Origin of the sequence: Enterobacter cloacae complex sp. P6RS (assembly GCF_014982245.1) — a bacterium.
In the GTDB taxonomy this organism is placed as follows: domain Bacteria; phylum Pseudomonadota; class Gammaproteobacteria; order Enterobacterales; family Enterobacteriaceae; genus Enterobacter; species Enterobacter bugandensis.
The window spans coordinates 1-25,997 of sequence record NZ_JADCLB010000007.1; the positions used below are offsets into that span (position 1 = coordinate 1).

General features: G+C 53.5%; 23 protein-coding genes, 1 tRNA gene and 1 rRNA gene. 4 read left to right on the forward strand and 21 right to left on the reverse strand.

The window, feature by feature from the left end:
* The first annotated feature begins 26 nt into the window (after nucleotides 1–26).
* Nucleotides 27–102: transfer RNA gene (locus INF73_RS04070), tRNA-Thr, on the forward strand.
* 43 nt (nucleotides 103–145) lie between these two features.
* Nucleotides 146–261, forward strand: a 5S ribosomal RNA gene (gene rrf, locus INF73_RS04075).
* Nucleotides 262–367: 106 nt separating this feature from the next.
* On the opposite strand, the gene INF73_RS04080 is transcribed toward rrf, so the two are convergent.
* The 7 genes from INF73_RS04080 to INF73_RS04110 all read right to left on the reverse strand — a co-directional run bounded on the left by INF73_RS04080 (nucleotide 368) and on the right by INF73_RS04110 (nucleotide 9,758).
* On the reverse strand, nucleotides 368–1,126 hold the full coding sequence (locus tag INF73_RS04080; protein WP_041907797.1) for an amino acid ABC transporter ATP-binding protein: 759 nt from the start codon (nucleotides 1,124–1,126) through the stop codon (nucleotides 368–370).
* 7 nt (nucleotides 1,127–1,133) lie between these two features.
* Nucleotides 1,134–2,237, reverse strand: a complete 1,104-nt coding sequence (locus INF73_RS04085) for an amino acid ABC transporter permease (RefSeq protein WP_028014621.1) — start codon at nucleotides 2,235–2,237, stop codon at nucleotides 1,134–1,136.
* 9 nt (nucleotides 2,238–2,246) lie between these two features.
* Nucleotides 2,247–3,428: an amino acid ABC transporter permease gene (locus INF73_RS04090; RefSeq protein ID WP_048959000.1), complete on the reverse strand. Its 1,182-nt coding sequence runs from the start codon at nucleotides 3,426–3,428 to the stop codon at nucleotides 2,247–2,249.
* A 67-nt stretch (nucleotides 3,429–3,495) separates the two neighbouring features.
* The gene (locus INF73_RS04095) at nucleotides 3,496–4,521 is read right to left on the reverse strand and encodes an amino acid ABC transporter substrate-binding protein (protein ID WP_028014619.1); all 1,026 of its coding nucleotides are present in this window, start codon (nucleotides 4,519–4,521) and stop codon (nucleotides 3,496–3,498) included.
* Between the two features lie 449 nt (nucleotides 4,522–4,970).
* Complete coding sequence (locus INF73_RS04100) at nucleotides 4,971–5,192, reverse strand: lipoprotein (RefSeq protein ID WP_008502867.1); 222 nt, start codon at nucleotides 5,190–5,192, stop codon at nucleotides 4,971–4,973.
* Nucleotides 5,193–5,493: 301 nt separating this feature from the next.
* Nucleotides 5,494–8,607, reverse strand: coding sequence for an efflux RND transporter permease subunit (locus tag INF73_RS04105; protein WP_193541588.1), 3,114 nt, complete (start codon nucleotides 8,605–8,607; stop codon nucleotides 5,494–5,496).
* 11 nt (nucleotides 8,608–8,618) lie between these two features.
* The gene (locus INF73_RS04110; RefSeq protein ID WP_028014617.1) at nucleotides 8,619–9,758 is read right to left on the reverse strand and encodes an efflux RND transporter periplasmic adaptor subunit; all 1,140 of its coding nucleotides are present in this window, start codon (nucleotides 9,756–9,758) and stop codon (nucleotides 8,619–8,621) included.
* Between the two features lie 384 nt (nucleotides 9,759–10,142).
* On the opposite strand from INF73_RS04110, the gene envR reads away from it, so the two are divergent.
* Nucleotides 10,143–10,859, forward strand: coding sequence for an acrEF/envCD operon transcriptional regulator (gene envR, locus INF73_RS04115; protein WP_028014616.1), 717 nt, complete (start codon nucleotides 10,143–10,145; stop codon nucleotides 10,857–10,859).
* Here the strand turns inward: envR and INF73_RS04120 are convergent.
* The 14 genes from INF73_RS04120 to INF73_RS04185 all read right to left on the reverse strand — a co-directional run bounded on the left by INF73_RS04120 (nucleotide 10,775) and on the right by INF73_RS04185 (nucleotide 23,705).
* The gene (locus INF73_RS04120; RefSeq protein WP_193541590.1) at nucleotides 10,775–12,856 is read right to left on the reverse strand and encodes a bifunctional diguanylate cyclase/phosphodiesterase; all 2,082 of its coding nucleotides are present in this window, start codon (nucleotides 12,854–12,856) and stop codon (nucleotides 10,775–10,777) included. The genes envR and INF73_RS04120 overlap by 85 nt on opposite strands.
* 138 nt (nucleotides 12,857–12,994) lie before the next feature.
* Entirely contained in the window at nucleotides 12,995–13,159 is a 165-nt protein-coding gene (locus INF73_RS04125) for a DUF2556 family protein (protein ID WP_014885446.1), read from the reverse strand.
* A gap of 179 nt (nucleotides 13,160–13,338) precedes the next feature.
* The gene (gene fis, locus INF73_RS04130) at nucleotides 13,339–13,635 is read right to left on the reverse strand and encodes a DNA-binding transcriptional regulator Fis (RefSeq protein ID WP_000462905.1); all 297 of its coding nucleotides are present in this window, start codon (nucleotides 13,633–13,635) and stop codon (nucleotides 13,339–13,341) included.
* A gap of 23 nt (nucleotides 13,636–13,658) precedes the next feature.
* Nucleotides 13,659–14,624 carry a tRNA dihydrouridine synthase DusB gene (dusB, locus tag INF73_RS04135; protein WP_008502861.1) on the reverse strand — a complete coding sequence of 322 codons (966 nt, stop codon included), beginning with the start codon at nucleotides 14,622–14,624 and terminating at the stop codon, nucleotides 13,659–13,661.
* Nucleotides 14,625–14,954: 330 nt separating this feature from the next.
* Nucleotides 14,955–15,695, reverse strand: coding sequence for a carbonic anhydrase (locus INF73_RS04140; protein WP_048999228.1), 741 nt, complete (start codon nucleotides 15,693–15,695; stop codon nucleotides 14,955–14,957).
* A 138-nt stretch (nucleotides 15,696–15,833) separates the two neighbouring features.
* On the reverse strand, nucleotides 15,834–16,715 hold the full coding sequence (gene prmA, locus INF73_RS04145) for a 50S ribosomal protein L11 methyltransferase (RefSeq protein ID WP_193541592.1): 882 nt from the start codon (nucleotides 16,713–16,715) through the stop codon (nucleotides 15,834–15,836).
* A gap of 11 nt (nucleotides 16,716–16,726) precedes the next feature.
* Nucleotides 16,727–18,178, reverse strand: a complete 1,452-nt coding sequence (gene panF / locus INF73_RS04150) for a sodium/pantothenate symporter (protein WP_028014612.1) — start codon at nucleotides 18,176–18,178, stop codon at nucleotides 16,727–16,729.
* Nucleotides 18,168–18,410: a YhdT family protein gene (locus INF73_RS04155; protein WP_006178860.1), complete on the reverse strand. Its 243-nt coding sequence runs from the start codon at nucleotides 18,408–18,410 to the stop codon at nucleotides 18,168–18,170. Before INF73_RS04155 ends, panF begins: the two co-directional genes overlap by 11 nt.
* A gap of 108 nt (nucleotides 18,411–18,518) precedes the next feature.
* Nucleotides 18,519–19,868, reverse strand: a complete 1,350-nt coding sequence (gene accC / locus INF73_RS04160; protein WP_003860388.1) for an acetyl-CoA carboxylase biotin carboxylase subunit — start codon at nucleotides 19,866–19,868, stop codon at nucleotides 18,519–18,521.
* Between the two features lie 10 nt (nucleotides 19,869–19,878).
* A complete protein-coding gene (gene accB, locus INF73_RS04165; RefSeq protein WP_008502856.1) occupies nucleotides 19,879–20,343 on the reverse strand; it encodes an acetyl-CoA carboxylase biotin carboxyl carrier protein in 465 nt (154 codons plus the stop codon).
* 21 nt (nucleotides 20,344–20,364) lie between these two features.
* Nucleotides 20,365–20,817 carry a type II 3-dehydroquinate dehydratase gene (gene aroQ / locus INF73_RS04170; protein ID WP_028014610.1) on the reverse strand — a complete coding sequence of 151 codons (453 nt, stop codon included), beginning with the start codon at nucleotides 20,815–20,817 and terminating at the stop codon, nucleotides 20,365–20,367.
* 234 nt (nucleotides 20,818–21,051) lie between these two features.
* Nucleotides 21,052–21,651 (reverse strand): protein-methionine-sulfoxide reductase heme-binding subunit MsrQ, encoded by a 600-nt coding sequence (msrQ, locus tag INF73_RS04175; protein ID WP_028014609.1) that lies wholly within the window; start codon nucleotides 21,649–21,651, stop codon nucleotides 21,052–21,054.
* On the reverse strand, nucleotides 21,652–22,653 hold the full coding sequence (gene msrP, locus INF73_RS04180) for a protein-methionine-sulfoxide reductase catalytic subunit MsrP (RefSeq protein ID WP_028014608.1): 1,002 nt from the start codon (nucleotides 22,651–22,653) through the stop codon (nucleotides 21,652–21,654). It lies immediately after the preceding gene.
* Nucleotides 22,654–22,730: 77 nt separating this feature from the next.
* Complete coding sequence (locus tag INF73_RS04185; RefSeq protein ID WP_041907830.1) at nucleotides 22,731–23,705, reverse strand: MDR family oxidoreductase; 975 nt, start codon at nucleotides 23,703–23,705, stop codon at nucleotides 22,731–22,733.
* Nucleotides 23,706–23,887: 182 nt separating this feature from the next.
* Between INF73_RS04185 and csrD the strand changes: the two genes are divergently transcribed.
* Nucleotides 23,888–25,828, forward strand: coding sequence for an RNase E specificity factor CsrD (gene csrD / locus INF73_RS04190; protein WP_193541594.1), 1,941 nt, complete (start codon nucleotides 23,888–23,890; stop codon nucleotides 25,826–25,828).
* Nucleotides 25,829–25,997: the final 169 nt, after the last annotated feature.

Sequence of the window (25,997 nt, forward strand, 5' to 3'; positions counted from 1 at the left end):
GAACTGCCAGGCATCAAATTTAGCGTGCTGATATGGCTCAGTTGGTAGAGCGCACCCTTGGTAAGGGTGAGGTCCCCAGTTCGACTCTGGGTATCAGCACCACTTTATACTTAGGTTAAAGTTCGGCAAGAAGTAACAGAATTTGCCTGGCGGCTTTAGCGCGGTGGTCCCACCTGACCCCATGCCGAACTCAGAAGTGAAACGCCGTAGCGCCGATGGTAGTGTGGGGTCTCCCCATGTGAGAGTAGGGAACTGCCAGGCATCAATTAAGTGAAGAGGCCATCCGAAAGGATGGCCTTTTTGCGTTTCTGCGCTGCACAAACCGTAGGCCGGGTAAGGCGAAGCCGCCACCCGGCAGAGCAAACGACTAATGAATTACCTGCGATAAAAATGCTCGCGTACGTTCTGACTTCGGATGCGCAAAGAACTCATCCGGCGGTGCCTGCTCAACAATCTCGCCGCGGTCCATGAAGATCACCCGGTCGGCCACGGTTCTCGCGAATCCCATCTCATGCGTGACGCACAGCATCGTCATGCCGGATTGGGCCAGCCCAATCATGGTATCCAGTACTTCTTTCACCATTTCGGGATCCAGCGCAGATGTCGGTTCGTCAAAAAGCATGATTTTGGGTTTCATGCACAGCGAACGGGCGATAGCCACGCGCTGCTGTTGCCCGCCCGAGATCTGACCTGGAAACTTATTGGCATGCTCCGCGATACGTACGCGTTCAAGGTAGTGCATCGCCAGCGCCTCCGCTTCCTGTTTCGGCATCTTTCGGACCCAAATCGGCGCAAGCGTACAGTTCTGCAGAACGGTCAGGTGTGGAAACAGATTAAAGTGCTGAAATACCATTCCCACTTCCTGACGCACGCGTTCGATATTGCGGATATCTTCATTCAGTTCAATACCATCAACCACAATGCGCCCTTGTTGATGCTCTTCAAGATGGTTAATACAGCGAATGGTTGTGGATTTACCTGAACCGGAAGGGCCGCAAAGGACGATGCGTTCGCCCTGCTTTACCTTAAGATTGATGTCCTTCAGGACATGAAACTGTCCATACCATTTATTGACGTTTTCCAGCGTAATCATCGCGTTGGCGGTTGTCATAGTCATTTGGCTCATAATTTCCTCAGTGCGGTGTACGCCCGGTGTTGAAGCGCTTTTCCAGATGCTGGCTATAGCGCGACATGCTAAAACAAAAGATCCAGTAGATCAGAGCGGCAAAGACATATCCCTCGGTGGACATACCCAGCCAGACAGGGTCAACGGTTGCCTGCTGCACGCTGCTAAAGAGATCGAACAATCCGATGATGATCACCAGGCTGGTATCTTTAAAGAGAGCAATGATCGTATTGACCAGACCAGGGATAACCAGCTTGAGCGCTTGCGGAAGGATCACCAGCCCCTGCGTTTTCCAGTAACCGAGCGCCAGCGATTCCGCCGCTTCGTACTGGCCTTTAGGCAATGCCTGCAGGCCACCGCGTACAACTTCAGCGACATAGGCGGACTGGAAGAGAATCACTCCGACCAGGGCACGGATCAGCTTGTCGATCGTTGTACCTTCCGCCATAAACAGTGGCAGCATGACCGACGACATAAACAGTACGGTGATAAGCGGTACGCCGCGCCAGAACTCAATAAAGATAACGGAGAGCACGCGTACGACCGGCATTTTTGAACGGCGACCCAGGGCGAGTAAAATGCCCAACGGTAGCGCGCCGGCGATCCCTACTGAAGCGATAATCAACGTCAGCGTCAGACCACCCCACTGGCGTGTTTCAACGCGTTCCAGCCCCAGAAAACCGCCATACAGCAGCACCCAGACAATAATCGGATAAACCACCGCCCAGACGGCAATATAGCGTCCACGGTGAGGCAGCTTTTTCCAGAACATGACTGCAACAGAGAGCAGGCCGATAACCAGCGCCAGATTAATCCGCCAACGCTGTTCGTGCGGATACAATCCATACATGAACTGACCGAAGCGCTCATGAATAAACACCCAGCAAGCGCCGGCTTTTGTGCAATCAGCTCGGGTTGAACCGACCCAGTTGGCCTGTATAACCGCCCAGTTCAGCAGGGGAGGGAGCAATTCCCACATGAGCCACAGGCAGACAATCGTCAGCAGGCTATTACTCCAGCTGGAGAAGAGATTCTTGCGTGCCCAGAGAATAAAACGTCCACCCGTCGAGCTGGCAGGGCGCGAGGAGTGCGACAGTATCGCTTTTGTCATCATAGATCCTTAGCGCTCGACCAGTGCTATACGACGGTTATAAAGGTTCATCAGCAACGAAATGGCCAGACTGATGATTAGATAGACGGACATGGTGATGGCAATGGTTTCTATGGCCTGTCCGGTCTGGTTAAGCACGGTTCCGGCGAAGAGAGACACCATATCCGGATAACCAATGGCAGCTGCCAGCGATGAGTTTTTGACAATGTTGAGATACTGGCTGGTCAGGGGCGGAATGATCACCCGTAAAGCCTGCGGAATAATGACCTGGCGAAGCGTCACGGTATTCGGCAAACCGAGTGAACGTGCCGCCTCGTGCTGCCCGTAAGGCACGGCCTGGATCCCGGAGCGGATGATTTCCGCAATAAACGCGGAGGTATAAATTGAAAGCGCCAGCGTGAGTGCTGCCAGTTCAGGAATTAACACCATACCACCCTGGAAGTTGAACCCGCGTAGGTGAGGAATATCCCAGTGCAAGGCTGCACCAAAAAGCCAGTGAGCAACTAACGGTAAGCCAACAATCAGCGCAGCGGCAACTGGCCATGTTTTACGAAGCTGTCCGGTTTTAATCTGATGCTTACGGTTATAGCGGAACAGGCCGACGGAAATCGCGAGCGCAACAATAATGGCGACGATAAAGGCGTAAATCCCTTCGGCCACCTGCGGAGAGGGAATGTATAACCCACGATTACTCAGGAAAAACAGCTCAAACGCATCGACGGCCTGGCGGGGACCGGGAAGATTACGCAGCACCGCGAAATACCAGAAGAAGATCTGCAGCAGCGGTGGGATGTTGCGAAACGTCTCAATATAGATGGTGGAAAGCTTTCGCAGCAGCCAGTTTTCAGAAAGACGCGCCAGCCCAATAAAGAAGCCCAGGATGGACGCGAAGACAATACAAAGTGCCGATACCAACAGCGTATTCAGTAAACCGACCACAAACACGCGTCCGTACGTGTCACCCTCCTGATAGTCGATAAGGTGCTGAACAATCCCAAAGCCCGCGCTGCGATCCAGAAACGCAAAACCGGAGGTGATACCGCGATTATTCAGGTTAGTGATGGTGTTATGGATGAGATACACGGCGATAAGAACAACCGCAACAATAGCAATAATCTGGAATAGCCAGGCGCGGACCGCGGGATGAGAAAAGGATAGCGATCCTTTTACGGCTGAGCGGCGATGGGACATAAAGAAACCTCAGTAACCATGACTCTGGAGTGGGCACTGCCCGAGCAGTGCCCGTTACAGCTATGACTTAACGTACTGGTGGCGCGTACTGAATACCGCCGTTATTCCAGAGATTGTTCTGGCCGCGTTTGATCTTCAGCGGGCTTTCCGATCCCACGTTACGCTCGAAGATCTCAGCGTAGTTACCCACCTGTTTGATGATGTTGTAAGCCCACTTGTTATCCAGCTTCAGATCCTTGCCGAAATCACCTTCTTTACCGAGCAGGTGCGCCATATCCGGGGTGGAAGGATTCGCCGCTTTCTCATCAACGTTTTTCGAGTTGATGCCCATCTCTTCTGCATTCAGCATGGCAAACAGCGTCCAGCGAACGATAGAGAACCAGTCTTCATCGCCACGACGCACAACCGGTCCGAGAGGTTCTTTGGAGATCACTTCAGGCAAGACAATCCATTCCGCCGGATTGCTCAGCTTAATGCGTAAGGCATACAGCTGTGACTGGTCAGAGGCCAGGGTGTCGCAGCGACCGGATTCCAGCGCTTTGGCTGATTCATCCGAGCGGTCGAAAGTCACAGGGGTGTATTTCATCTTATTTGCTTTGAAATAATCCGCGACGTTCAGCTCGGTATCGGTACCCGCCTGGATACACACGGTGGCGCCATCCAGTTCTTTGGCGCTTTTCAGGCCCGCTTTATTGTGGGTCAGAAAGCCGATGCCGTCATAATAGGTCACGCCCGTAAATGACATTCCCATACCTGCATCGCGGGAGGAGGTCCAGGTGGTGTTACGCGAGAGCATGTCAACTTCGCCGGACTGCAGCGCCGTAAAGCGCTCTTTCGCCGTCAGCGGGGTGTATTTTACTTTGCTGTCATCACCAAAAACCGCTGCTGCGACGCCACGGCAGACATCCACATCAATACCGGTAAATTTGCCGTTCGCATCGGCATAAGAGAAGCCAGGCAGACCGTCGCTGATACCGCATTGAACAAAACCTTTCTTTTTAACGGCATCCAGCGTCGTTCCCGCATGGGCTTGACCGGCTATGGCAAACAACATGCCTGCAGCGGTCAGGCTGGCTATCATCGTCTTTTTCATAATGGATCCTGTGTGGCGAAATTTATTGTTATAGAAGCGTTTTTAAGCGCTTAACCTGTCTGTGGCATTGGCCAACGTTTATAAAGCAAACGTAATGCCAGCTTTTGAGTTCAGCGAAATAAGAGAAAACTGAACGCTTAATGCAGAGTGTAGACAGGCTTAAATAAAATGAGCGCCCCGAAACAGTGCGAAATTACAACCTGTGCCACAAATTGGAGCAAAAGTTTTTACCGGGATGAAATAAAAAGAAGAGATAGTTTCTTAGGTGAATATTGGCAGAGTATTCAATAGTATTAATGTATGAAAATCATCAGAGATAAGAAAAAGGTGTTGATAGCGGTTGGTTGAAATGAAATATAAGAATAAATGCGGAACTTTTTTATTTATTAGAAAATGGTGCACTCATTAAAAGCAAAAGCGCGGCCGGAGCCGCGCTTTCTGAACAGATGTTACTTCGTCAGGGCAACAATACCTAACGTTAAACCCGCTACTGCGGCAGCGCCGCCGGCGATGGCACCCGCTGTTTCCCAGTTGTCCTGGGTGGTGCCTTTCATACAGGTATTGGTATGAACCAGTCGGCCCTGATCATCGTAAACCGGTACACAAGGAGAGTCGTGCGCGCAACCAGCAAGCAGCGCAGCGAGAAGTGCAACGGAAATGAATCTTTTCATGATGTTACCTCAGTATTATTTCTTATTCGCTACAAAGCCAGGAGGGCTATTAACGAACTGGAGATTATTTTACCACCAGGGTAAGTTCCCGTTACACGTGGAATAATCTCAAATTATGTAGTTTGTAAAAATCATGGAGAAAAAGCGTTTTCTGGATAAATTCATGGAGAAATTATGGAGTCGCAACAGGGCGCTTTTACTTAATGCAAACTCATAAATTTTTAATATGCGACTCAATAATGACTAATCCATTGTTTATATTAAAATAAAAAAGGCACCAAACGGTGCCTTCAGGGATACGTTAATCCATATGGTTGGTAAACCGTCTCCGGACAACCACAAAGAAAACGGGCACAAAGAAAATAGCCAGAAGCGTTGCGGAAAGCATGCCTCCCATCACACCCGTACCGACGGCGTTTTGCGCGCCGCTCCCGGCTCCGGTGCTAATTACCAGCGGCATGACGCCAAGAATGAAGGCCAGGGAGGTCATCAGGATCGGGCGAAGGCGCATTCTTGAGGCTTCCAGCGTGGCCTCAATGATACCTTTACCTTCTTTATCCATCAGGTCCTTAGCAAATTCGACGATCAGGATGGCGTTTTTCGCCGATAACCCAATCGTCGTCAGCAGGCCGACCTGGAAATAGACGTCATTGTTTAACCCGCGCAGCGACGCTGCGAAAAGAGCCCCGATGACGCCTAACGGCACAACCAGCATGACAGAGAAGGGTATGGACCAGCTTTCATACAGTGCAGCCAGGCACAGGAACACCACGATCAGTGAAATGGCGTACAGTGCAGGCGCCTGGTTACCGGAAAGGCGTTCCTGATAAGACATTCCCGTCCAGTCATAGCCGATGCCGGAAGGCAGTTTTGCCGCCAGGCTTTCCATCATCACCATGGCCTCACCGGTACTTTTCCCTGGGGCTGACTCACCGAGGATCTCCATGGACGGCATGCCGTTATAGCGTTCCAGACGAGGAGAACCGTAAACCCAGTGAGCGCTGCTAAAGGATGAGAACGGCACCATTTCCCCATTCGCGCTGCGCACGTAGAGATTGTTGATGTCCCCCGGCAACATACGGAATTTCGCATCCGCCTGGACGTAAACTTTTTTCACGCGGCCATGATCGATAAAGTCATTCACATAGGTACCACCCAATGCCGTCGATATCGTCTGGTTGACGTCAGAAATGCTAATACCCAGCGCCTGCGCTTTCTCCTGATCGACATCCAGTTTGAACTGCGGTGTATCCTCCAGGCCGTTAGGACGCACGCGAACCAGCAGGTCAGGGTGCTCTTTCACCATGCCGAGCAGCTGATTACGCGCCTGCGTCAGCTGGGTATGCCCCAGGTTTGCCTGATCGATAAGTTCAAAGTCGAAGCCCGTTGCGGTTCCCAGTTCGATAATGGCAGGCAGGTTAAACGGAAATACAAGGCCGTCTTTAATCTGGCTGAACGCTTTTGTCGCTCGGCCCACGATGGCCTCAACGCTATTTTTCTCCCCAGAACGTTCTTCCCAGGGTTTTAGGCTGACGAAGGCGATACCGGAGTTCTGGCCCTGACCGCTAAAGCTAAAGCCGTTAACGGTAAAGACGGATTCAACGTTCGCTTTCTCTTGGGTCAGATAGTAGTCCTGAACCTGGTCGAGAACCTGCTGAGTACGCGTCTGGGTCGCACCCGCCGGGAGTTGAACCATCGTCATAAATACCCCCTGATCCTCTTCAGGCAGGAAGGAGGTAGGTAAGCGCAGGAACAGCACCGCCATCCCACCGACAATAAGGACGTACACCACCAGATAGCGGCCGGTCTTACGCAAAATACCGCTTACGCTGTTGCTGTAGTGCTCCACGCTCTTATCAAAGAGCGCATTGAACCAGCCAAAGACCCCCCCTTTCTTCTCATGATGATCGCCAGAGACGGGCTTAAGCAGCGTTGCGCAGAGTGCGGGCGTCAGGATCAGCGCAACCAGCACGGAGAGCGCCATGGCTGAAACGATAGTCAGCGAGAACTGGCGATAGATGGCGCCCGTCGAGCCACCAAAAAAGGCCATCGGAACAAAGACCGCCGAGAGAACCATCGCGATCCCCACCAGCGCGCCCTGGATCTGCTCCATCGACTTCTGCGTGGCCTCTTTGGGCGGCAGCTTGTCCTCGACCATCACGCGCTCAACGTTCTCGACCACCACGATGGCGTCATCAACGAGTAGCCCTATCGCCAGTACCATCCCGAACATCGTCAGGGTGTTGATGGAGAAACCGAACGCTGCAAGAACCGCGAAGGTACCCAGCAGAACCACCGGCACCGCGATAGTCGGAATGAGCGTCGCGCGCAGGTTTTGCAGGAACAGATACATGACCAGGAAGACCAGAACGATCGCTTCAAACAGGGTCTTCACCACTTCATGAATAGAAATTTTCACAAAAGGCGTGGTGTCATAGGGATAGACGACCTTCAACCCCTGCGGGAAGAACTGTTGCAGTTGCGCCAGTTTGCTCTTGATGGCTGCCGCGGTATCCAGCGCGTTTGCCCCGGTTGCCAGCTTAATCCCAAGGCCGGTTGCTGCCTGCCCGTTGATTTTGGTCACCATATTGTAGTTTTCGCCGCCGAGCTCAATGCGAGCGACATCCTTCAGGTGAACCATCGAGCCGTCCTGGTTCACCTTGAGCGTCACGCGGCCAAACTCTTCCGGTGATTTCAGGCGAGTTTGCGCGATGATGGAGGCATTCAACTGCTGTCCAGGAACCGATGGCGTACCGCCCAACTGACCTGCCGCTATCTGGTCGTTCTGCGTTTTCAGCTGGTTGATAATATCCAGCGGCGTCAGCTGGTATTTATTCATCGCGTTGCTGTCGAGCCAGATGCGCATCGCATACTGGGCGCCAAACAGCTGAACGTCGCCGACACCCGTCGTTCGGCTGATAGCATCTTTGACGTTCGAGGCGACATAGTCGGAGATATCATCCTGAGTGAGGTTTTTGTTGTCCGAAACAAAACCGGCGACCAGCAGGAAGCTGCTGCTGGATTTCTCAACGCCAATCCCTTGCTGCTGTACCTCTTGCGGCAGCAGCGGCATGGCGAGCTGCAGTTTGTTCTGCACCTGCACCTGGGCGATGTCCGGATCCGTTCCTGACTCGAAGGTCAGTGTGATGGTGACATTACCTGCTGAATCGCTGGTGGAAGACATGTACATCAGGTTGTCGATACCGTTCATGTTCTGTTCGATAACCTGGGTCACGGTATCCTGCACCGTCTGGGCATCAGCGCCGGGGTAGGTCGCAGAAATCGCCACGGCTGGCGGAGCAATCGTCGGATACTGGGCGACGGGCAGTTTGAGAATGGCCAGCCCGCCTGCAATCATCAAAATGATGGCAAGTACCCAGGCGAAAACCGGCCTTTGAATAAAGAAATTAGCCATGTCGTCGTTCCTTAACTGGCGGGAGTCGTGGTGGTATCTGGCGTGGCGACGACGGTAGCCCCTGGTCTGACTTTCTGTAATCCGCTGACAATCACGCGGTCACCGTTTTTCAGCCCTTCCGTCACAAGCCAGCGGTCGCCAATGGCCTGAGGCGCAACGACGGTACGTGATTCAACCTGGTTTTTATCATTAACCACCAGCACGGTTGCGTCGCCTCGCGGCGTTCGGGTCACGCCCTGCTGCGGAACCAGAATGGCATCTGGCTGTGTGCCTTCATCAATGCGGGCGCGAACGAACATCCCCGGTAACAGTAGGTGTTGAGGATTCGGGAAAATGGCGCGCAGCGTGATTGAGCCGGTGCTTTCATCCACCGTAACGTCGGAGAACTGCAGGGTGCCTTTCAGCGGATAGGGCTGACCATTCTCCATCAGCAGCTCAACGCTGCTGGCCGTGTCGCCTTTTTGCAGGCTCGTCTGCTTCAGGCGCATAAATTCATTGCTCGACTGGGTCACATCGACATAAATCGGATCAAGCTGCTGGACCGTCGCCAGCGCTGCGGCCTGCCCGTTCGTCACGAGCGCCCCTTCCGTCACGCTGGATTTGCCGATGCGGCCATCGACAGGGGACGTTACTTTGGTATACGCAAGGTTGATACGTGCGCTTTCAACGCCCGCTTTTGCGGCGACAACGCTGGCATCTGCCTGCTGGGCCGTGGCCACGGCCTGGTCATACTCTTGTTTACTGACATACTGTGTTCCCACCAGTGGGAGATAACGTTTCACCGTCAGGTGTGCAATATTGGCCGCCGCCTGCGCCTTTGCCAGTTCGCCTTTCGCGCTGTCGTAAGCCGCCTGATAGGTCGCAGGATCAATTTGATAAAGTGAGTCCCCGGCTTTTACATCGCTACCTTCCGTGAAGTTGCGACGCAGAATGATACCGCTAACCTGTGGACGAACCTCCGCAACGCGGAACGCATCTGTTCTGCCCGGGAGTTCAGTTGTGACGGCCAGCGGCGCACTTTTCACGATATGAACGCTGACCTGAGGCGCCTGTGCATGTTGTTGTTGATTTTCCTGACCATCGCATCCGGTGAGCAGTACAGCGCAGACAATGAAACCGGCTAAGGGTAAACGTCTGAAATGATTCGTCATGACTGTTCCTTTAAATACCCATTAACCGATGTTTGCCGTAGATCGGTAGTGGGGCAGAGGGAAAAAATAAAATGTAGCTGCGTATAATAATGAGGGTATTTAATGTTTTTTAATTTATAAGTGCGAATGACGAGGCCTGAGAGGAAAATCAGAATCAGTCCCGTAGAAAATACGGCTATACTTCTGCCCGTTAAATCAGGCTAATAGAGCTTAACCGGTAAATTTATTCGTTCCGTGAATTTAATTCCGGGCATGTATTTAGATTGTTTATAGATTAAGTAAATTGACTTTTTTTGTGCAAAATTAAAACGGCTTTTAGTGAATACTTCCAGCCATCCGAACCTGATGTTATGTATATACCCTGCGAGTAAAGAGTAGCTGTCAATGGCGCGTAAAAAGAAAGAAGAGGCTCAACAAACCCGACAGCAGTTGATTGAGGCGGCTATCGGGCAGTTTGCGACGCGAGGCGTAGCCAGCACGACGCTGACGGATATCGCCGATGCCGCAAAGGTTACGCGTGGTGCTATCTACTGGCACTTTACCAGTAAAGCAGAGATATTTAATGCCATTTGGGAACAGCAATTACCGCTACGTGACATCATTCGCGACAGGCTTTCTCTCTCCGAAAATGATGATCCGTTGTTAATACTTCGTGAGCAATTCATTACTGCGCTTCAGTATATCGCACGCGAACCCCGTCAATGTGCGCTATTACAAATTTTGTATCATAAATGTGAATTTACTAGCGATATGATTTCAGAGGATGAAATTCGGAAACGTATTGGGTTCAATTATGATTCTTTGCGCGTTACGCTGGAAAAATGTATTTCTCGAAACATCATTTCGTCGCAGGTGAACGTTGAGCTGACCATGATCGTATTCCACGGTTTTTTTAGCGGCATCATTAAAAACTGGTTAATGAATACCGACAGTTTTAATCTTTATCAGCAGGCGCCAGCCCTGGTCGACAGTATTCTGGCGACACTCCCTCTCTTGCGCGTGTCGCCTCATAATGATTACGGCTCAGCGCCTGGCAACATTTCACCCCGTGCACAAAGCGCCTCGATGGTCTGCGCGCTGGCGGGTTTACCTAACAGGTAACCCTGTAAGGTATTACAGCCCAGCTCCGTCAAAAAGGCTTGCTGCGCTTCGGTTTCCACACCTTCGGCCACGACTTTCAGGTTGAGCGTTTTCGCGAGGGCCACAATCGCAGAGACAATGGTGGCATCCTCGCTTTCACCGCTTAACTCTTTCACAAACGCTCTGTCTATCTTCAGTTCACAGGCCGGTAAACGCTTGAGATACAGCAGGCTCGAATATCCGGTCCCAAAATCATCAATCGAGGCTTTCACCCCAGCATCCGTCAGCTCTGTCAGCACCCGCACGCTCTCATCGGGGTTGCTCATCGCCGTAGTTTCCGTGACTTCCAGGATCAACATTTCCGGCGGGACGTGATGGCGCTCCAGGCAGTCGAGCACTGTTTTAACCAGCGAGGGCTGTTCGAACTGCAGCGTCGACAGGTTTACTGCCATTGACCAGTTTCGATGCCCTTGCAGATGCCATTCTCTCAGCTGGCGACAGGCTTCATTGAGCACCCAGTTACCAATAGGGATGATAAGCCCGGTTTTTTCCGCCAGCGGCAGGAAAAGATCCGGCGTCAGTAAACCCTGCTTCGGATGCTGCCAGCGCAGCAGCGCTTCAAACCCGAGGAGAGGGCCCGCGGGCGCGTGAAACTTTGGCTGATAAAGCAGGCGCAGTTCATTACGATCGACGGCCATCCACAGATCGTTCATTAACTGAAGATGGGTCTGCGCCAGAGTGTTCATGGAGGGCTGGAAAAAGTGATAGCCGTTTCGGCCCATATGCTTGGTGTGATACATCGCCGCGTCGGCGTTAAACATCAGCTCACGTTCGGTTTTGCCGTCGTGAGGGTACAGGGCGATACCAATGCTAAGCGTTACCATCAGTTCATAGGGTTCGAGAGTGAACGGGCTATCGATCGCCCGCACCAGCGAATTTGCCAGCGAGGCCGCATCGTCCGGACCTTCTCCCTCAGCCAGCAGAACAAACTCATCGCCGCCAATGCGTGCAAGGGTAAACTGGCCCTTCAGGAGATGCAGCAGACGCTGCGTAACGGCGACCAGCAGCCTGTCACCGACATCATGGCCGTAGGCGTCATTGACAGCTTTAAAACCGTCGAGATCCATGAACATCAGGGCGAAATGGGTACCTTCACGGTCAGCTTTGCTGATGGCCTGATCGAGCCGGTCCTCCAGCAGGATACGGTTGGGCAGACGCGTCAGCGTATCGTGCAGCGCCAGCTGCGCAAGTTCCCGGTTCGCTTCTGCCAGCGACGAGGCCAGAAGGGCGGTTCGTGCCTGCAGGCGGGCATCCAGCATCGACACCAGCAGGGTGATCCCAAGAATAGAGAGCGCGACGACGCTGACCAGCACGGCCAGCCAGCTGCCGTTAATACCCTGATGGTGAACCATGGTGGACATTGGAAACTGCGCGGCCTTCATCCCGGCGTAGTGCATACCGGCGATAGCAATTCCCATCGTGATGGCGGCACCCAGGCGCATCGGCACCACCTGAGCGGCTTCGTGACGCAGGCGGAAGGTCAGCCACAATGCTGCAAGCGAAGCGGCAAGCGCAATCACGACCGAAATGGCCACCCACAGCGTGTCCCAAACGATCCCCGGCCTCACCTCCAGCGCCGCCATACCGGTGTAATGCATGGCAACAATACCGATTCCCATCACCAGAGCGCCGGGAAGCAGGCGGCGCATGCGCAGCTGTTCACAGCTGACGAGCCATAGCGCAAACAGTGACGACCCCACGGCGATGACCATGGATAAAATCGTCAGGGTCGCGTTGTAGCTCATGCTCATGGAGAGATCCATCGCCAGCATGCCGATAAAGTGCATGGCCCATACGCCAATGCCCATTGCAACACCGCCTCCCGCCAGCCAGATGCGCGCTGCGATGCCCTGACTTCCGGCGACGCGTGCAGCCATATTCAGCGCGGTGTAAGCAGCAAGGATGGCAACAGCAAAGGAGAGGGCTACAAGGATAGGGTTGTATTGGCTAACCAGCATGGTCGGTTCTACTCGAGTATGACGTTACGCAGGAGAGGTTGAGAAGGGCGAGACATTATCACCGTCAGGTAACGGCTCAAAGGGATTTAAATCCCCGTTTTTAGTGGGTAATACGGGGAGGTTGGTGACGGCAGGGAGTTAATCGAGTTCTGAACAGTTCACTAATTTCAGCGGATTGACGGAGTTCATATTGCGGCACTTGTCGGTTTCGGTGCTCATCAGTTCAATCCACTGCATCAGGAGGGCATCGAATAGAAAAACGGAGATTGCAAAGACGACCAGCCACCAGTATTTACGAATCATTGTGTCATTCCGCGAGAAGAGAGCCACTGAAATGGTGGAAATATACACGAAAAGAAGCGGTTTAAAAGCGGGATAAGCAAAGGTTTACAAAGCGTTGACGGTGAAAGAATAAGACAATAAAAAAGGCGCATCCCCATGCCAGGTAGCGCCTTTTTAAACAAGCAGTTAGCTAATCGAAATTAGTTCATGCCGTATTTTTTCAGTTTCTTACGCAGAGTACCACGGTTGATACCCATCATCAGCGCAGCGCGGGTCTGGTTACCGCGGGTGTATTGCATCACCATGTCCAACAGTGGCTGTTCAACTTCAGCCAGTACCAGCTCATACAGGTCATTAACATCCTGACCATTCAGTTGAGCAAAATAGTTCTTCAGTGCCTGTTTAACCGAGTCACGCAGGGGCTTTTGAGTTACCTGATCCTGAGAGTTAACGGTAGAAACGGTCAGTACGTCAGAATTTACGCGTTGTTCGAACATAGTTCTGTCAGCTCTTTATTTCATTACGCAAGATTTTCGAAGTATGCCTCCAACGCCTCCAGCTGTTCGCTGGCATCCTCAATGGCGTTGAATGTGCGCCGAAACTGGTCATCTGGAGCGTGCTCCTGGAGATACCAGGAGACGTGTTTACGCGCAATTCGGTACCCTTTTGCCTGACCGTAGTGGTCATGCAGTTCCCGAACATGCGAACAAAGCAAGCGCTTTACCTCTGCCAGAGGCAGTGGGGCAAGCAGCTCCCCAGTGTCCAGATAATGCTGGATTTCCCGGAAGATCCAGGGTCTTCCCTGAGCTGCACGTCCTATCATCAGAGCATCAGCTCCCGTATAGTCGAGTACAGCCCTGGCTTTAAGCGGGTCAGTTATGTCGCCATTCGCGATAATCGGAATGGAAACCTTCTGCTTAACTGCCCGAATGCTGTCGTATTCAGCTTCACCATTGAACAAACAGGCGCGAGTGCGTCCGTGGATGGTCAGGGCCTGAATACCACAATCTTCGGCCAGTTGGGCAATCTCTACACAGTTACGGTGTTCCGGCGACCAACCCGTGCGAATCTTCAACGTAACAGGAACGTCCACTGCGCTGACAACCGCCGTCAGGATAGCTTTCACCTGGTCGGGGTATTGCAGAAGGGCTGAACCTGCAAGCTTGCGATTCACCTTTTTGGCCGGGCAACCCATATTGATATCAATAATCTGGGCACCACTTTCCACGTTAATACGCGCGGCATCTGCCATCTCTTCAGGCACGCTTCCGGCAATTTGCACGGTGCGAATACCTGGTTCATCAATGTGCACCATCCGAAGGCGGGATTTATCGCTTTCCCAAACCTGCGGGTTAGACGACATCATCTCGGATACGGTTAAACCGGCTCCCATCTCATAGCACAGCGTCCTGAACGGCCGGTCGGTAATACCTGCCATTGGGGCTGCGATCAGGCGATTTCTAAGCTGGTGGTGTCCGATGCGCATGAGTTAAGAAATGACCATACTGTGACTGCAAGGCGGCGTATATTACGCATTTTTTGCACGAGATGAAAGGCCAAACTTTGAACAATCCACTGTTGTAGATCAAGGAATCGCCGCGCAATCTTTTCGTTTAAAATTATTCATGATTGAAATCATTGAGTTATGCGCTGATGGCTATTTTATGTGCGCTTACAATTTCCCGTAACTTCTCATCATTTCTGAATAAATGCGACAGATGAGCGGGATAATCTGCTGTTTTTAACAGCAGATTTCCCCACTTCTTTGCGATCTGCGTCGCATTTTAGAACATGATCTCAGGGCAAAAAATAGACGTTATTCGAGGATAACACGACCATGGAGGGACTGTACCGGCCGGTTATTATCGTGATGCATTGTGTGGGTGAATTTCTCGAGCTGACCGGCGGAGACCGTCAGAGGATGCTTAAGCACGATCCAGGTGACGCCTTCCGAACACGGTGGCGTTGTCAGCGAGCCGCTAAAGCGCCAGTACGTTTTATCTTCCGGCAGCAGCTTATTCAGGTTGAGCTCCTGCTTGATGGAGACGTTCAGCTCAGCCTGCTGAGGCATAACGTCCCACAGTTTATCAAGTTCACGGTTCTCTGCCCCTTTGTCGAACATGACCGCGACCACCGCCAGTTCCCCCTTCGCATTTTTATGCACAAGGTGCATTTCCATCGCGTAATGCTTGCCATGCACGGTGTTTTCGCTCGGCGCGTGGAAGTGGAACTGCTGTAATGCCCAGGTTTGCTTATCCAGCGTGATAGTGTCGCGAGTGTCGGCCTGCTCGCTTGCCTGAATGGTATGGCCATTATTTGTCAGCGTCACAGGGCCGTCAACGTAGTGCGTTTGCAGCGGGGAAAGATGGGCGTTAACGGTGGAATCGATGTCAATCGGGGACTGGTTCATCCCGCTTTGGCAGGTCTTGTAGGCCTCATCCAGTTCGCCCCAGTGCTCAGGTGAACTTTCTCCTTTGTAGCTCCAGTGTGATGCGCATGCTGAAGCCGAGATCATGCTCAGCGCTAACAGCGCTGCCTTGCTATAAACGTGTTTCATAATATTCTTCCCGTGAATTTTTATTATCCAAATCAAAATTTATCAATATGATTTGTAGGGTTATTTTACCGGAGGCAGGCCAGGTGCGGGAGGAATATTCGAGGAGAAAAGGCGTGGTCAGAGGACCACGCCAAATACTTATTTTTTACGACCGGTAATGCGGCACCACTCTTCTTTCTCGACGACCGGGTCGAGCGCAAAGAGATCGGCGTAGGCTTCGCAAACGCTCTCCGCCTGGCTTGCCAGGATGCCTGAAAGTCCCAGCAGACCGCCCTCAACCGGCAGCACGCTGATTAATGGCGCCAGTTCACGCAGTGGGCCCGCGAGAATGTTTGCGACCACCACATCGGCTTTAATGGCTTCTGGCTGCGCTTCCGGCAGGTAGAGCTCCAGACGATCGGAGACGCCGTTACGCTCGGCATTATCGCGGCTGGCCTGAATGGCCTGCGGATCGATATCGATCCCGATGGCTTTCGCCGCGCCCAGTTTCAGAGCGGCAATCGCGAGGATCCCGGAACCGCAGCCGAAGTCGATCACCGTCTTACCTTCCAGATCCAGACCATCCAGCCACTGCAGGCACAGAGACGTGGTTGGATGGGTGCCGGTGCCAAACGCCAGGCCTGGGTCAAGCATCACGTTCACCGCGTTTTCATCGGGAACCTCGCGCCAGCTTGGGCAGATCCACAGACGTTTGCCGAACTGCATCGGGTGGAAGTTGTCCATCCACTCGCGTTCCCAGTCTTTGTCTTCCAGCTGTTCGATTTTATGCGCGAAGCCTGCTCCCAGCAGCGGATGGTTTTCCAGAATCGCCACCACCTCTTTCATGTCGGTTTCGGCATCGAACAGGCCGATCACGTCGGTATCACCCCACAGGCGCGTTTCGCCCGGCAGCGGTTCAAAGACCGGCGTGTCGTGCGTGTCCTGAAAGGTGATGGAGACAGAGCCGGCTTCCATCAGCGCATCGCTTAGCTCTTCGGCGTTCGCGCCGGTTGTGTTCAGTTTTAGTTGGATCCACGGCATGGCAAAACTCTTTATTTATCAGTAGAAATCATAGCGGGTTGTGGGGCGGGCTGACCGAAACGGTTCCCCACCACAAACGCCAGTAAACTTAGCAGTAACGAAGGCACAATCGGATGGAAGCCCAGATACTGAATCTTAAATGTCGCAAGGATGGCATACAGCACACCGCCAACAATCATCGCGCTCAGCGCGCCTGCAGCGTTCGCGCGTTCCCAGTAAAGACCTAATACCAGCGGCCACAGGAAAACGGCTTCAAGCCCACCAAACGCAAGCAGGTTCAGCCAGATGATCATCTCCGGCGGACGCCATGCAGCTAACATCAGCAAAGCTCCTAACACCAGCGTAATGACGGCAGACATCCGCTTCAGGCGACGTTCATTTTCAACCTGCTCAGGGCGCAGGTTCAGATAGAGATCTTTAATGATCGTAGCGGAACTTTGCAGTAACTGGGCGTTAATGGTCGACATAATGGCGGCCATTGGCGCTGCGAGGAAAATGCCGGCGGCGAAGGGCGGCAGCACTTTAACCATCAGCGTCGGGATCACCAGATCCGGCACGGTAAGGTCGGGAATCACCGCGCGCCCTAATGCACCTGCCAGGTGCATACCAAACATCAGGACCGCGACTACAATCGTCCCGATGATGATGCCCTTGTGAACGGCTTTACTGTCTTTATAGGAGATACAGCGCACGGCGGTATGCGGCAGACCAATCACCCCGAAGCAGACTAACACCCAGAACGAGGTCATAAAGGTCGGCGAGAGGATATCATCCGCGCCCTGCGGTGAAATCAGTTTCGGGTCAATCGCTTCCAGGGTTTCCACCGCATGAGTGAGTCCACCCGCGGCATGAACAATCCCCACCAGCAGAACAATCGTGCCGATGAGCATGACCATTCCCTGCAGCGTATCGTTCAGCACGCTGGCGCGGAACCCGCCAAACGCGGTATAGAGCGCGATGCTTACCCCGAAGATAAGCAGGCCTGTCTCGTAAGGGATCCCGGCCGCCGTTTCCAGCAGGCGTGCCCCGCCGATAAACTGTACGGTCATCGCGCCAATAAAGGCTACCAGCAGGCTTAAGCTCGCCAGCCACACCAGTAAGCGGCTCTGGTAACGGGCAAACAGCATGTCGTTGAGCGTGACGGCATTATAGCGGCGCGCCAGAATGGCAAATTTCTTACCAAGAATACCGAGGGAGAGCCAGACGGCAGGCAGCTGGATCATCGCCAGCAGTACCCAGCCTAACCCGTACTTGTAGGCCGCACCGGGGCCGCCAATAAACGAGCTGGCGCTGATATAGGTCGCGGTCAGCGTCATTGCCAGCACAACGCCGCCCATCGAACGGCTGCCGAGGAAATACTCGTTCAGAAAAGCACCGGTCGTTCTTTTGCGCATGGCGTAAATGGATAAACCAAACACGACCAGCAGGTATGCGACAAGCGGCAGAATGACTTCAAGCTGCATCATCGTCCTCCAGCGGAATATCGCGATAGATGAATTTCACCATTGCCCAGCACAGCAGGATAAACACCAGCGGTACCAGCAGGCAGGCCATTTCGAACCAGTGCGGCAGGCCGGTGATGCCAATAGCGGAGTCAGGTAAGTAAGCAGTTACTAACCATGCAGCAAGATAGAGAAGGGTCAGCCACAGCGCCCAGCGCGCTTCTTTATGGGCCTGAACAAAACGTTTGTCCATTTTTTGTCCCTTGTGGATGCAGAAAGCGGGGATTGTACATGATGGGGCTTTGCGATCCCCAGAAATAAAAAAGGCCGGATAATCCGGCCTTTTAGCAACACAGCTCTCTTACTTCTCGTTCAGGCCGAGTTTTTTCTCCAGGTAGTGGATATTCGTTCCACCATTCTGGAAGTGCTCGTCGCTCATGATACGCATCTGCAGATCAACGTTGGTTTTAATACCGTCGATGATCAGCTCCTGCAGGGCGTTCTTCATGCGGGCAATGGCCACGTCACGGTTTTCGCCGTAGCAGATGAGCTTGCCGATCATTGAGTCATAGTACGGCGGTACGGTGTAGCCGGCGTAGATATGAGACTCCCAGCGCACGCCAAAACCACCCGGCGCGTGGAAACGCGTGATTTTACCCGGGCTTGGCAGGAACGTGTTCGGGTCTTCGGCGTTGATACGGCACTCTACCGCATGGCCTTTCACCACAACTTCTTCCTGCTTGATGGACAGAGGCTGACCGGCTGCGATACGCAGCTGCTCTTTGATCAGGTCAACGCCGGTGATCATTTCGGTAACCGGGTGTTCAACCTGAATACGGGTGTTCATCTCAATGAAGTAGAACTCGCCGTTTTCGAACAGGAACTCAAAGGTACCCGCCCCGCGATAGCCGATATCAACGCACGCTTTGGCGCAACGCTCGCCGATGTAGCGACGCAGTTCCGGGGTAATGCCCGGCGCTGGCGCTTCTTCGACCACTTTCTGGTGACGACGCTGCATGGAGCAGTCACGTTCTGCCAGATAGATCGCGTTACCCTGACCGTCAGCCAGCACCTGAATTTCGATGTGGCGTGGGTTTTCCAGGTATTTTTCCATGTACACCATGTCATTGCTAAAAGCGGCTTTCGCTTCAGCTTTGGTCATGGAGATGGACTGCGCCAGTTCAGCATCGCTGCGCACAACGCGCATACCGCGACCGCCGCCGCCGCCGGACGCCTTGATGATAACCGGGTAGCCAATGCGTTTAGCATGAGCACGGTTAGCATCCATGTCATCGGTCAGAGGGCCGTCAGAGCCTGGCACGGTTGGAACACCGGCTTTTTTCATTGCGGTGATTGCAGACACTTTGTCGCCCATCAGGCGAATGGTGTCGGCTTTCGGACCGATGAAGATAAAGCCAGAGCGTTCAACCTGCTCAGCAAAGTTGGCGTTCTCAGAGAGGAAGCCGTAACCCGGATGAATTGCCACCGCGCCGGTGATTTCAGCGGCGCTGATGATAGCCGGGATGTTCAGATAGCTTTTTACGGACGGAGCCGGGCCAATACAGACCGTCTCATCCGCCAGCAATACGTGTTTTAAATCGCGATCCGCGCTTGAGTGCACGGCCACGGTCTTGATGCCCAGTTCTTTACAGGCACGAAGAATACGCAGTGCAATCTCGCCACGGTTGGCGATAACAATTTTATCCAGCATGTTCGCCTCGTTACTCGATGACGACCAGCGGCTCGTCAAATTCAACCGGCTGACCACTTTCGACCAGAATCGCTTTCACAGTACCTGACTTGTCAGCTTCGATCTGGTTCATCATTTTCATCGCTTCAACGATGCACAGGGTATCGCCTACGTTGACTTTCTGACCCACTTCGATGAACGCCTTCGCGTCCGGGCTCGGGGTGCGGTAGAAAGTACCAACCATTGGGGAACGTACGATGTGACCACTGATTTCTGCTGCAGCGGCAGGTGCGGCTTCAGCTGCTGCTGGCGCAACGGCTGCGGAAAGCGCAGGCTGCTGCACTGGCGCAGCGTAAGCTTGCTGCATTACCGGGAAGCTAGCGGCTGGGGCTGCACGGCTGATGCGTACAGACTCTTCGCCTTCAGAAATTTCCAGTTCGGAGATGCCTGATTCTTCAACCAGCTCGATCAGTTTTTTAATCTTACGAATATCCATGAGTGGGTTCCGTACTCTTGTTTAGTGTGATTGTGACAAGCGTTTTACCGCTGTCTGTAAAGCGTATGAATAGCCGTCTGCGCCCAGTCCGCAGATAACGCCAGCAGCGATATCCGACAGATACGAATGGTGGCGGAACGGCTCTCGGGCGTGCACGTTACTCAGGTGGATCTCGATAAACGGGATACTCACCGCGAGCAGTGCGTCGCGGATAGCAACACTGGTGTGCGTAAACGCGGCCGGATTGATCAGGATATAGTCCACAGTGTCTTTAGCCTGATGAATACGGTCGATGATTGCGTACTCCGCGTTTGACTGAAAATGATCCAAATCCACATTCAGCGAGGCTGCTTCCGTGCTCAGACGGTTAACAATTTCGCTCAATGTCAGCGTGCCGTACTTCTCTGGCTCACGGGTGCCGAGCATGTTCAGGTTCGGTCCGTTTAAAACTAAGATGTGGAACTTATCAGTCATTCTGCCGCTATCTCCTGCGATTTTCGGGTAAAAAACAAAATATACCGTCGAAGCGCAAATGTCACCTTTTCAGAGGCCTAAAACCGCTGTCAGGCGAACCAAGGTCGCACATTATAACGATTTCGTAGCATTTGGCAGCTAAATACTGGTCTTATCAGGGAAGATTATCAACCGCAATCCAAAAAAGATTTGCGGTTGAGAGGTAATCTGCGGGAAAACGCACAGTTTCGCGAACTATCGCAACCACTGGCGGAACTTCTTGTAACGCCATGCTAAAAGCGCCACGGCTGCCAGCGCGTAAAGGACCGGCTGCGGAGAGAGGATCTTCACCGACCACAGATAATGAATGGGGGCGAGGATCGCGACAAGATAGACGAAGTTGTGAAGCAACTGCCAGCGACGGCCCAGCTTTCGCTGCGCATATTGCGTGGATGTCAGCGCTAACGCCAGCAGGATCAGCCAGCTAACAATGCCCAGCATCAGGTAAGGGCGTGTTACCAGCTCGCGGCCAAGCAGTGTCAGATTGTTAATTCCCAGTTCCAGCAGGGCGTAACTGGTGAGGTGCAGGGTCGCCCAGGCAAAACACCATAGCCCCAAAAGCCGACGGGTGCGTATCAATAATGGCTGTTTAGCGTAGCGCGCCAGCGGCGAGACGAGCAAGGTGGCCAGCAAAAATTTCAGAGCCATCCGACCGGTAAAATGCTGGATATCCTTTGCCGGATCGGCGCTAAAGAGGCCCTGGCTGGCCGCCCAGAACAGCCAGATAAAAGGAAGTATCCCGGCTAAATGCAGCAGCACTTTCAGCCAGGTAATCTGCTTTGCCGTTAAACGCACTCAGAAGTTCTCCCGTAAATTGAGGCCACGGTAAAGGGATGCCACTTCATCCGCATACCCGTTAAACAGCAGCGTGGGCTGGCGCTTCACGTCCAGCGCGCCGCCGGAGCCAATAAAGCGTTCCGTCGCCTGCGACCAGCGGGGATGATCGACATGCGGGTTCACGTTGGCGAAGAAGCCGTATTCACCCGGCGCCGCCAGGTTCCATGTCGTCGGCGGACGTTCGCGGGTCAGCTTAATGCTGACGATCGATTTAATCCCTTTGAAACCGTATTTCCACGGCACGGTTAAACGGATGGGAGCACCGTTCTGCGGCGGAAGCGCCTTGCCGTAAACGCCGACGGTCAGGAGGGTAAGGGGATGCATGGCTTCGTCAAGACGTAACCCTTCAACGTATGGATACTCCAGCCCGCCGCCGATGAACCGGTCTTTCTGGCCCGGCATCTCGTCCGGGGCGTAGCGCGTCTGGAAGGCGACGTATTTTGCGTTGCTGGTGGGTTCAACCATCGCCAGCAGCTTATGCAGCGGGAAGCCTACCCAGGGCACCACCATCGACCAGGCCTCTACGCAGCGCATGCGATAGATACGCTCCTCAAGCGGGAAGCGGGTGGTCAGATCGTGATGGTCCAGCGTCAGAGGTTTTGCCACTTCACCGTCGATTTTCAGCGTCCACGGATCGGTTTTCATGCTGCCAGCATTGGCGGCAGGATCGGCTTTATCCAGACCAAATTCGTAGAAGTTGTTGTAGCCGGTGACTTTATCTTCCGGCGTGAGCGCCAGCGTGTTTTGCCATTCTGCGGGTTTGGTAAAGGTAAGCGGGGCACCGGAAGGCGCCTTAGGGCGATCGTTGCCTTTAAACCAGTCGAGCAGGTCGGCGTGTGCAGCTGGAGAGAGCGTCAGTGCCGTGGCGCTGATGCCAAGCATTTTCAGGATCTGGCGGCGCTGTAACATAAAGACAGACTCAGACGTTACGTCGGCTTCCGTCAGTTTTCGGTTTTTCATGGCATCCTCCGTCATGCGTTTTTCTAAGCATGACGGAGGAGAAGCGTTAGCGCGAATATGTCACGAAAATTTGAAGATTAGGCGATTTTCACCAGCGCGCGGCCGTGGAACTGGTTATCCATGATCTTACTGGCATATTCAGGTGCCTGGCTGAGCGTAATTTCGGTAGCGCTCTGGGTATAGAACGATTCCGGCAAATCGCGCACCAGACGCTCCCATGCCTCTGCACGGCGAGCCGCAGGCGTCATCACGGAATCCACGCCCTGCAGGCGGACGTTACGCAGAATAAATGGCATGACGGTCGTTGGCAGGGCAAATCCCCCGGCCAGGCCGCAGGCTGCCACGCAGCCGCCGTAGTTCATCTGCGCCAGGACTTTTGCCAGCACCTTGTCACCGACGGTATCCACTGCACCTGCCCAGACCTGTTTTTCCAGCGGGCGGGTCTCGGCAAACTCATCGCGGCCAAGAATGCGGCTGGCGCCGAGCTGGCGCAGATAATCATGCGTGCTTTCACGGCCAGAAACCGCCGCAACCTGATAACCCAGCTTGTGCAGCAGCGTGACCGCCGTGCTGCCCACGCCACCGCTGGCCCCGGTAACAACAATTTCACCCGACTCGGGGCGAACACCCGCCTCTTCCAGCGCCATCACGCACAGCATGGCGGTAAAGCCTGCGGTACCAACGATCATCGCTTTGCGACCATCTATGCCTTTCGGCATAGGCACCAGCCAGTCGCCCTTCACGCGCGCCTGCGTTGCCAGCCCGCCCCAGTGATTTTCGCCCACGCCCCAGCCGGTGAGCAGCACCTGCTGGCCCGCATGAAAACGGGGATCTTCGCTGCTATGAACCCGGCCAGCAAAATCAATACCCGGCACCATAGGGAAATTTCGGATGATTTTACCCTTGCCGGTGATCGCCAGCGCATCTTTATAATTTAAACTGGACCAGTCGATGTCGACGGTGACGTCGCCTTCCGGCAGGCGAGTCTCTTCTACGGCCTGTACTGAGGCAAGCGTTTTGCCGTCCTGCTGTTCTAAGATTAAAGCCTGCATACGGGGTCCTCACGGCTCAGATGATTGGAAAAGAGTTCCTGAAGACTATACTCGCTCAGGGTAAAGCAATGCCGATTTAACGCAATAAATTGCCAGATACGCCAGGTTTGGTAGTATGCCGCATTTGAAATGCAAGTTAGCGCTTACTCGCTACCCCATCAACCCACGGAGTAATCTCAAGGATGCGATTAACGACGAAGTTCTCGGCTTTTATCACCCTGCTGACGGGGCTTACCATCTTCGTCACGCTTCTTGGTTGCTCTCTGAGCTTTTATAACGCCATTCAGGACAAACTGGTCAACCGGGTGCAGTCCGTTGCGTCGGTCATTGATACGCGTCTGTTGACCACTCCACTTCCTGAGCTATCCCGGGAGCTGGATGAGTTGATGGTGCCGGTTGATATTATTCAGGTCGACATCCAGCAGGGAAAGCATCCGGTTTTAAGCCATGAACGACAGGACAGCTATCGACCTGCGGGCGTGGTGAGTCAGTATCGGGAAGTAACGGTACACTCCCTCAAAAATCCGGGGATGACCATACACATGGTCTACCTCGATCCGATGGCCAGCTATTTCCGTTCTATGATGACCACCGCGCCGCTCACTGTTGCCGTCGCCTTCATTATTTTGCTGATTTTTCTCGCGGTCCGCTGGCTGCGCCGCCAGCTTTCAGGCCAGGAACTGCTGGAGATCCGCTCCGTGCGTATCCTGAACGGTGAACGCGGCCCGCAGGTTCGCGGCTCGGTCCATGAATGGCCCTCACGCGCCAGCAGCGCGCTGGATACGCTGCTCTCAGAGATCCAGTTTGCCAGCGACCAGCGCAGCCGAATGGATACGCTGATCCGCTCTTATGCCGCGCAGGATAATAAAACCGGCCTGAACAACCGCCTTTTCTTTGACAATCAACTCGCCACGCTGCTCGACGACCCGGAAAAAGTGGGCACGCACGGGGTGGTGATGATGATTCGCCTGCCCGATTTCGATCTGCTGCGCGACACATGGGGCCAGCGGGCGGCGGAAGAAAATCTCTTTACGCTGATCAACCTGCTCTCCACCTTTATTATGCGCTATCCGGGGGCGCTGCTGGCCCGCTACCACCGCAGCGACTTTGCCGTATTGCTGCCGCATCGCACGTTGAAGGAATCAGAAAGTATTGCCAGCCAGCTACTTAAGGCCGTCGACGCGCTGCCGCAGAGCAAAATGCTCGACAGAGACGATATGGTCCATATGGGGATTTGCGCCTGGCGCGGCGGACAGTCGACAGAGCAGGTGATGGAGCATGCGGAAGCGGCCACCCGCAACGCGGTATTGCAAGGGGCGAACGGATGGGCGATCTATGATGATTCGCTGCCTGAAAAAGGGCGTGGAAACGTGCGCTGGCGTACTTTGATTGAGCAAATGCTGAGTCGCGGCGGGCCGCGTATTTATCAAAAACCGGCGGTCATGAAGAACGGTTTTGTCCACCACCGGGAATTGATGTGCCGTATTTTCGACGGGACGGAAGAGGTTATTTCTGCTGAATATCTGCCGATGGTTCTGCAATTTGGGCTCTCCGAAGAGTATGACCGCCAGCAAATTACACGCTTGATTCCATTTTTATCATTCTGGCCTGAAGAGAATCTGGCGTTACAGGTTACCGTTGAGTCATTAATACGCCCGCGTTTTCAGCGCTGGCTGCGTGATACATTAATGCAATGCGAAAAATCGCAACGCAAACGCATTATTTTTGAACTTGCTGAGGCGGATGTGGGTCAACACATCAGCCGGTTGCGTCCAGTGGTCCGTTTGATCAACGCGCTCGGTGCCCGTGTCGCGGTAACGCAGGCGGGTTTAACGCTGGTCAGTACCAGCTGGATCAAGGAGCTGGATGTGGAGCTATTAAAGCTACATCCGGGGCTGGTAAGGAATATTGAGAAGCGCACGGAAAACCAGCTGCTGGTTCAGAGTCTGGTTGAAGCGTGTAAGGGAACGCGAACACAGGTATTTGCCACAGGCGTGCGCTCCAGAGGCGAATGGCAGATGTTAACAGAGCGCGGAGTGACGGGCGGTCAGGGCGATTTTTTTGCCGCCTCTCAGCCGCTTGACACCAACGTGAAAAAATATTTGCAAAGATACTCTGTTTGACCTGCCGTTTACGTTGTTTTCACGTAGAATATCGCGCCTGTAGCTTTGAGTATGTCGAGCAAAAAGCCAGTGAACGACCTTTAATGGGTTACAAATATCAGTGAGGAACACGACTGTTTACTCAGCCCTGAGGGAGTCAGGGGATGAATTTGTAACAACAGGAAACGTA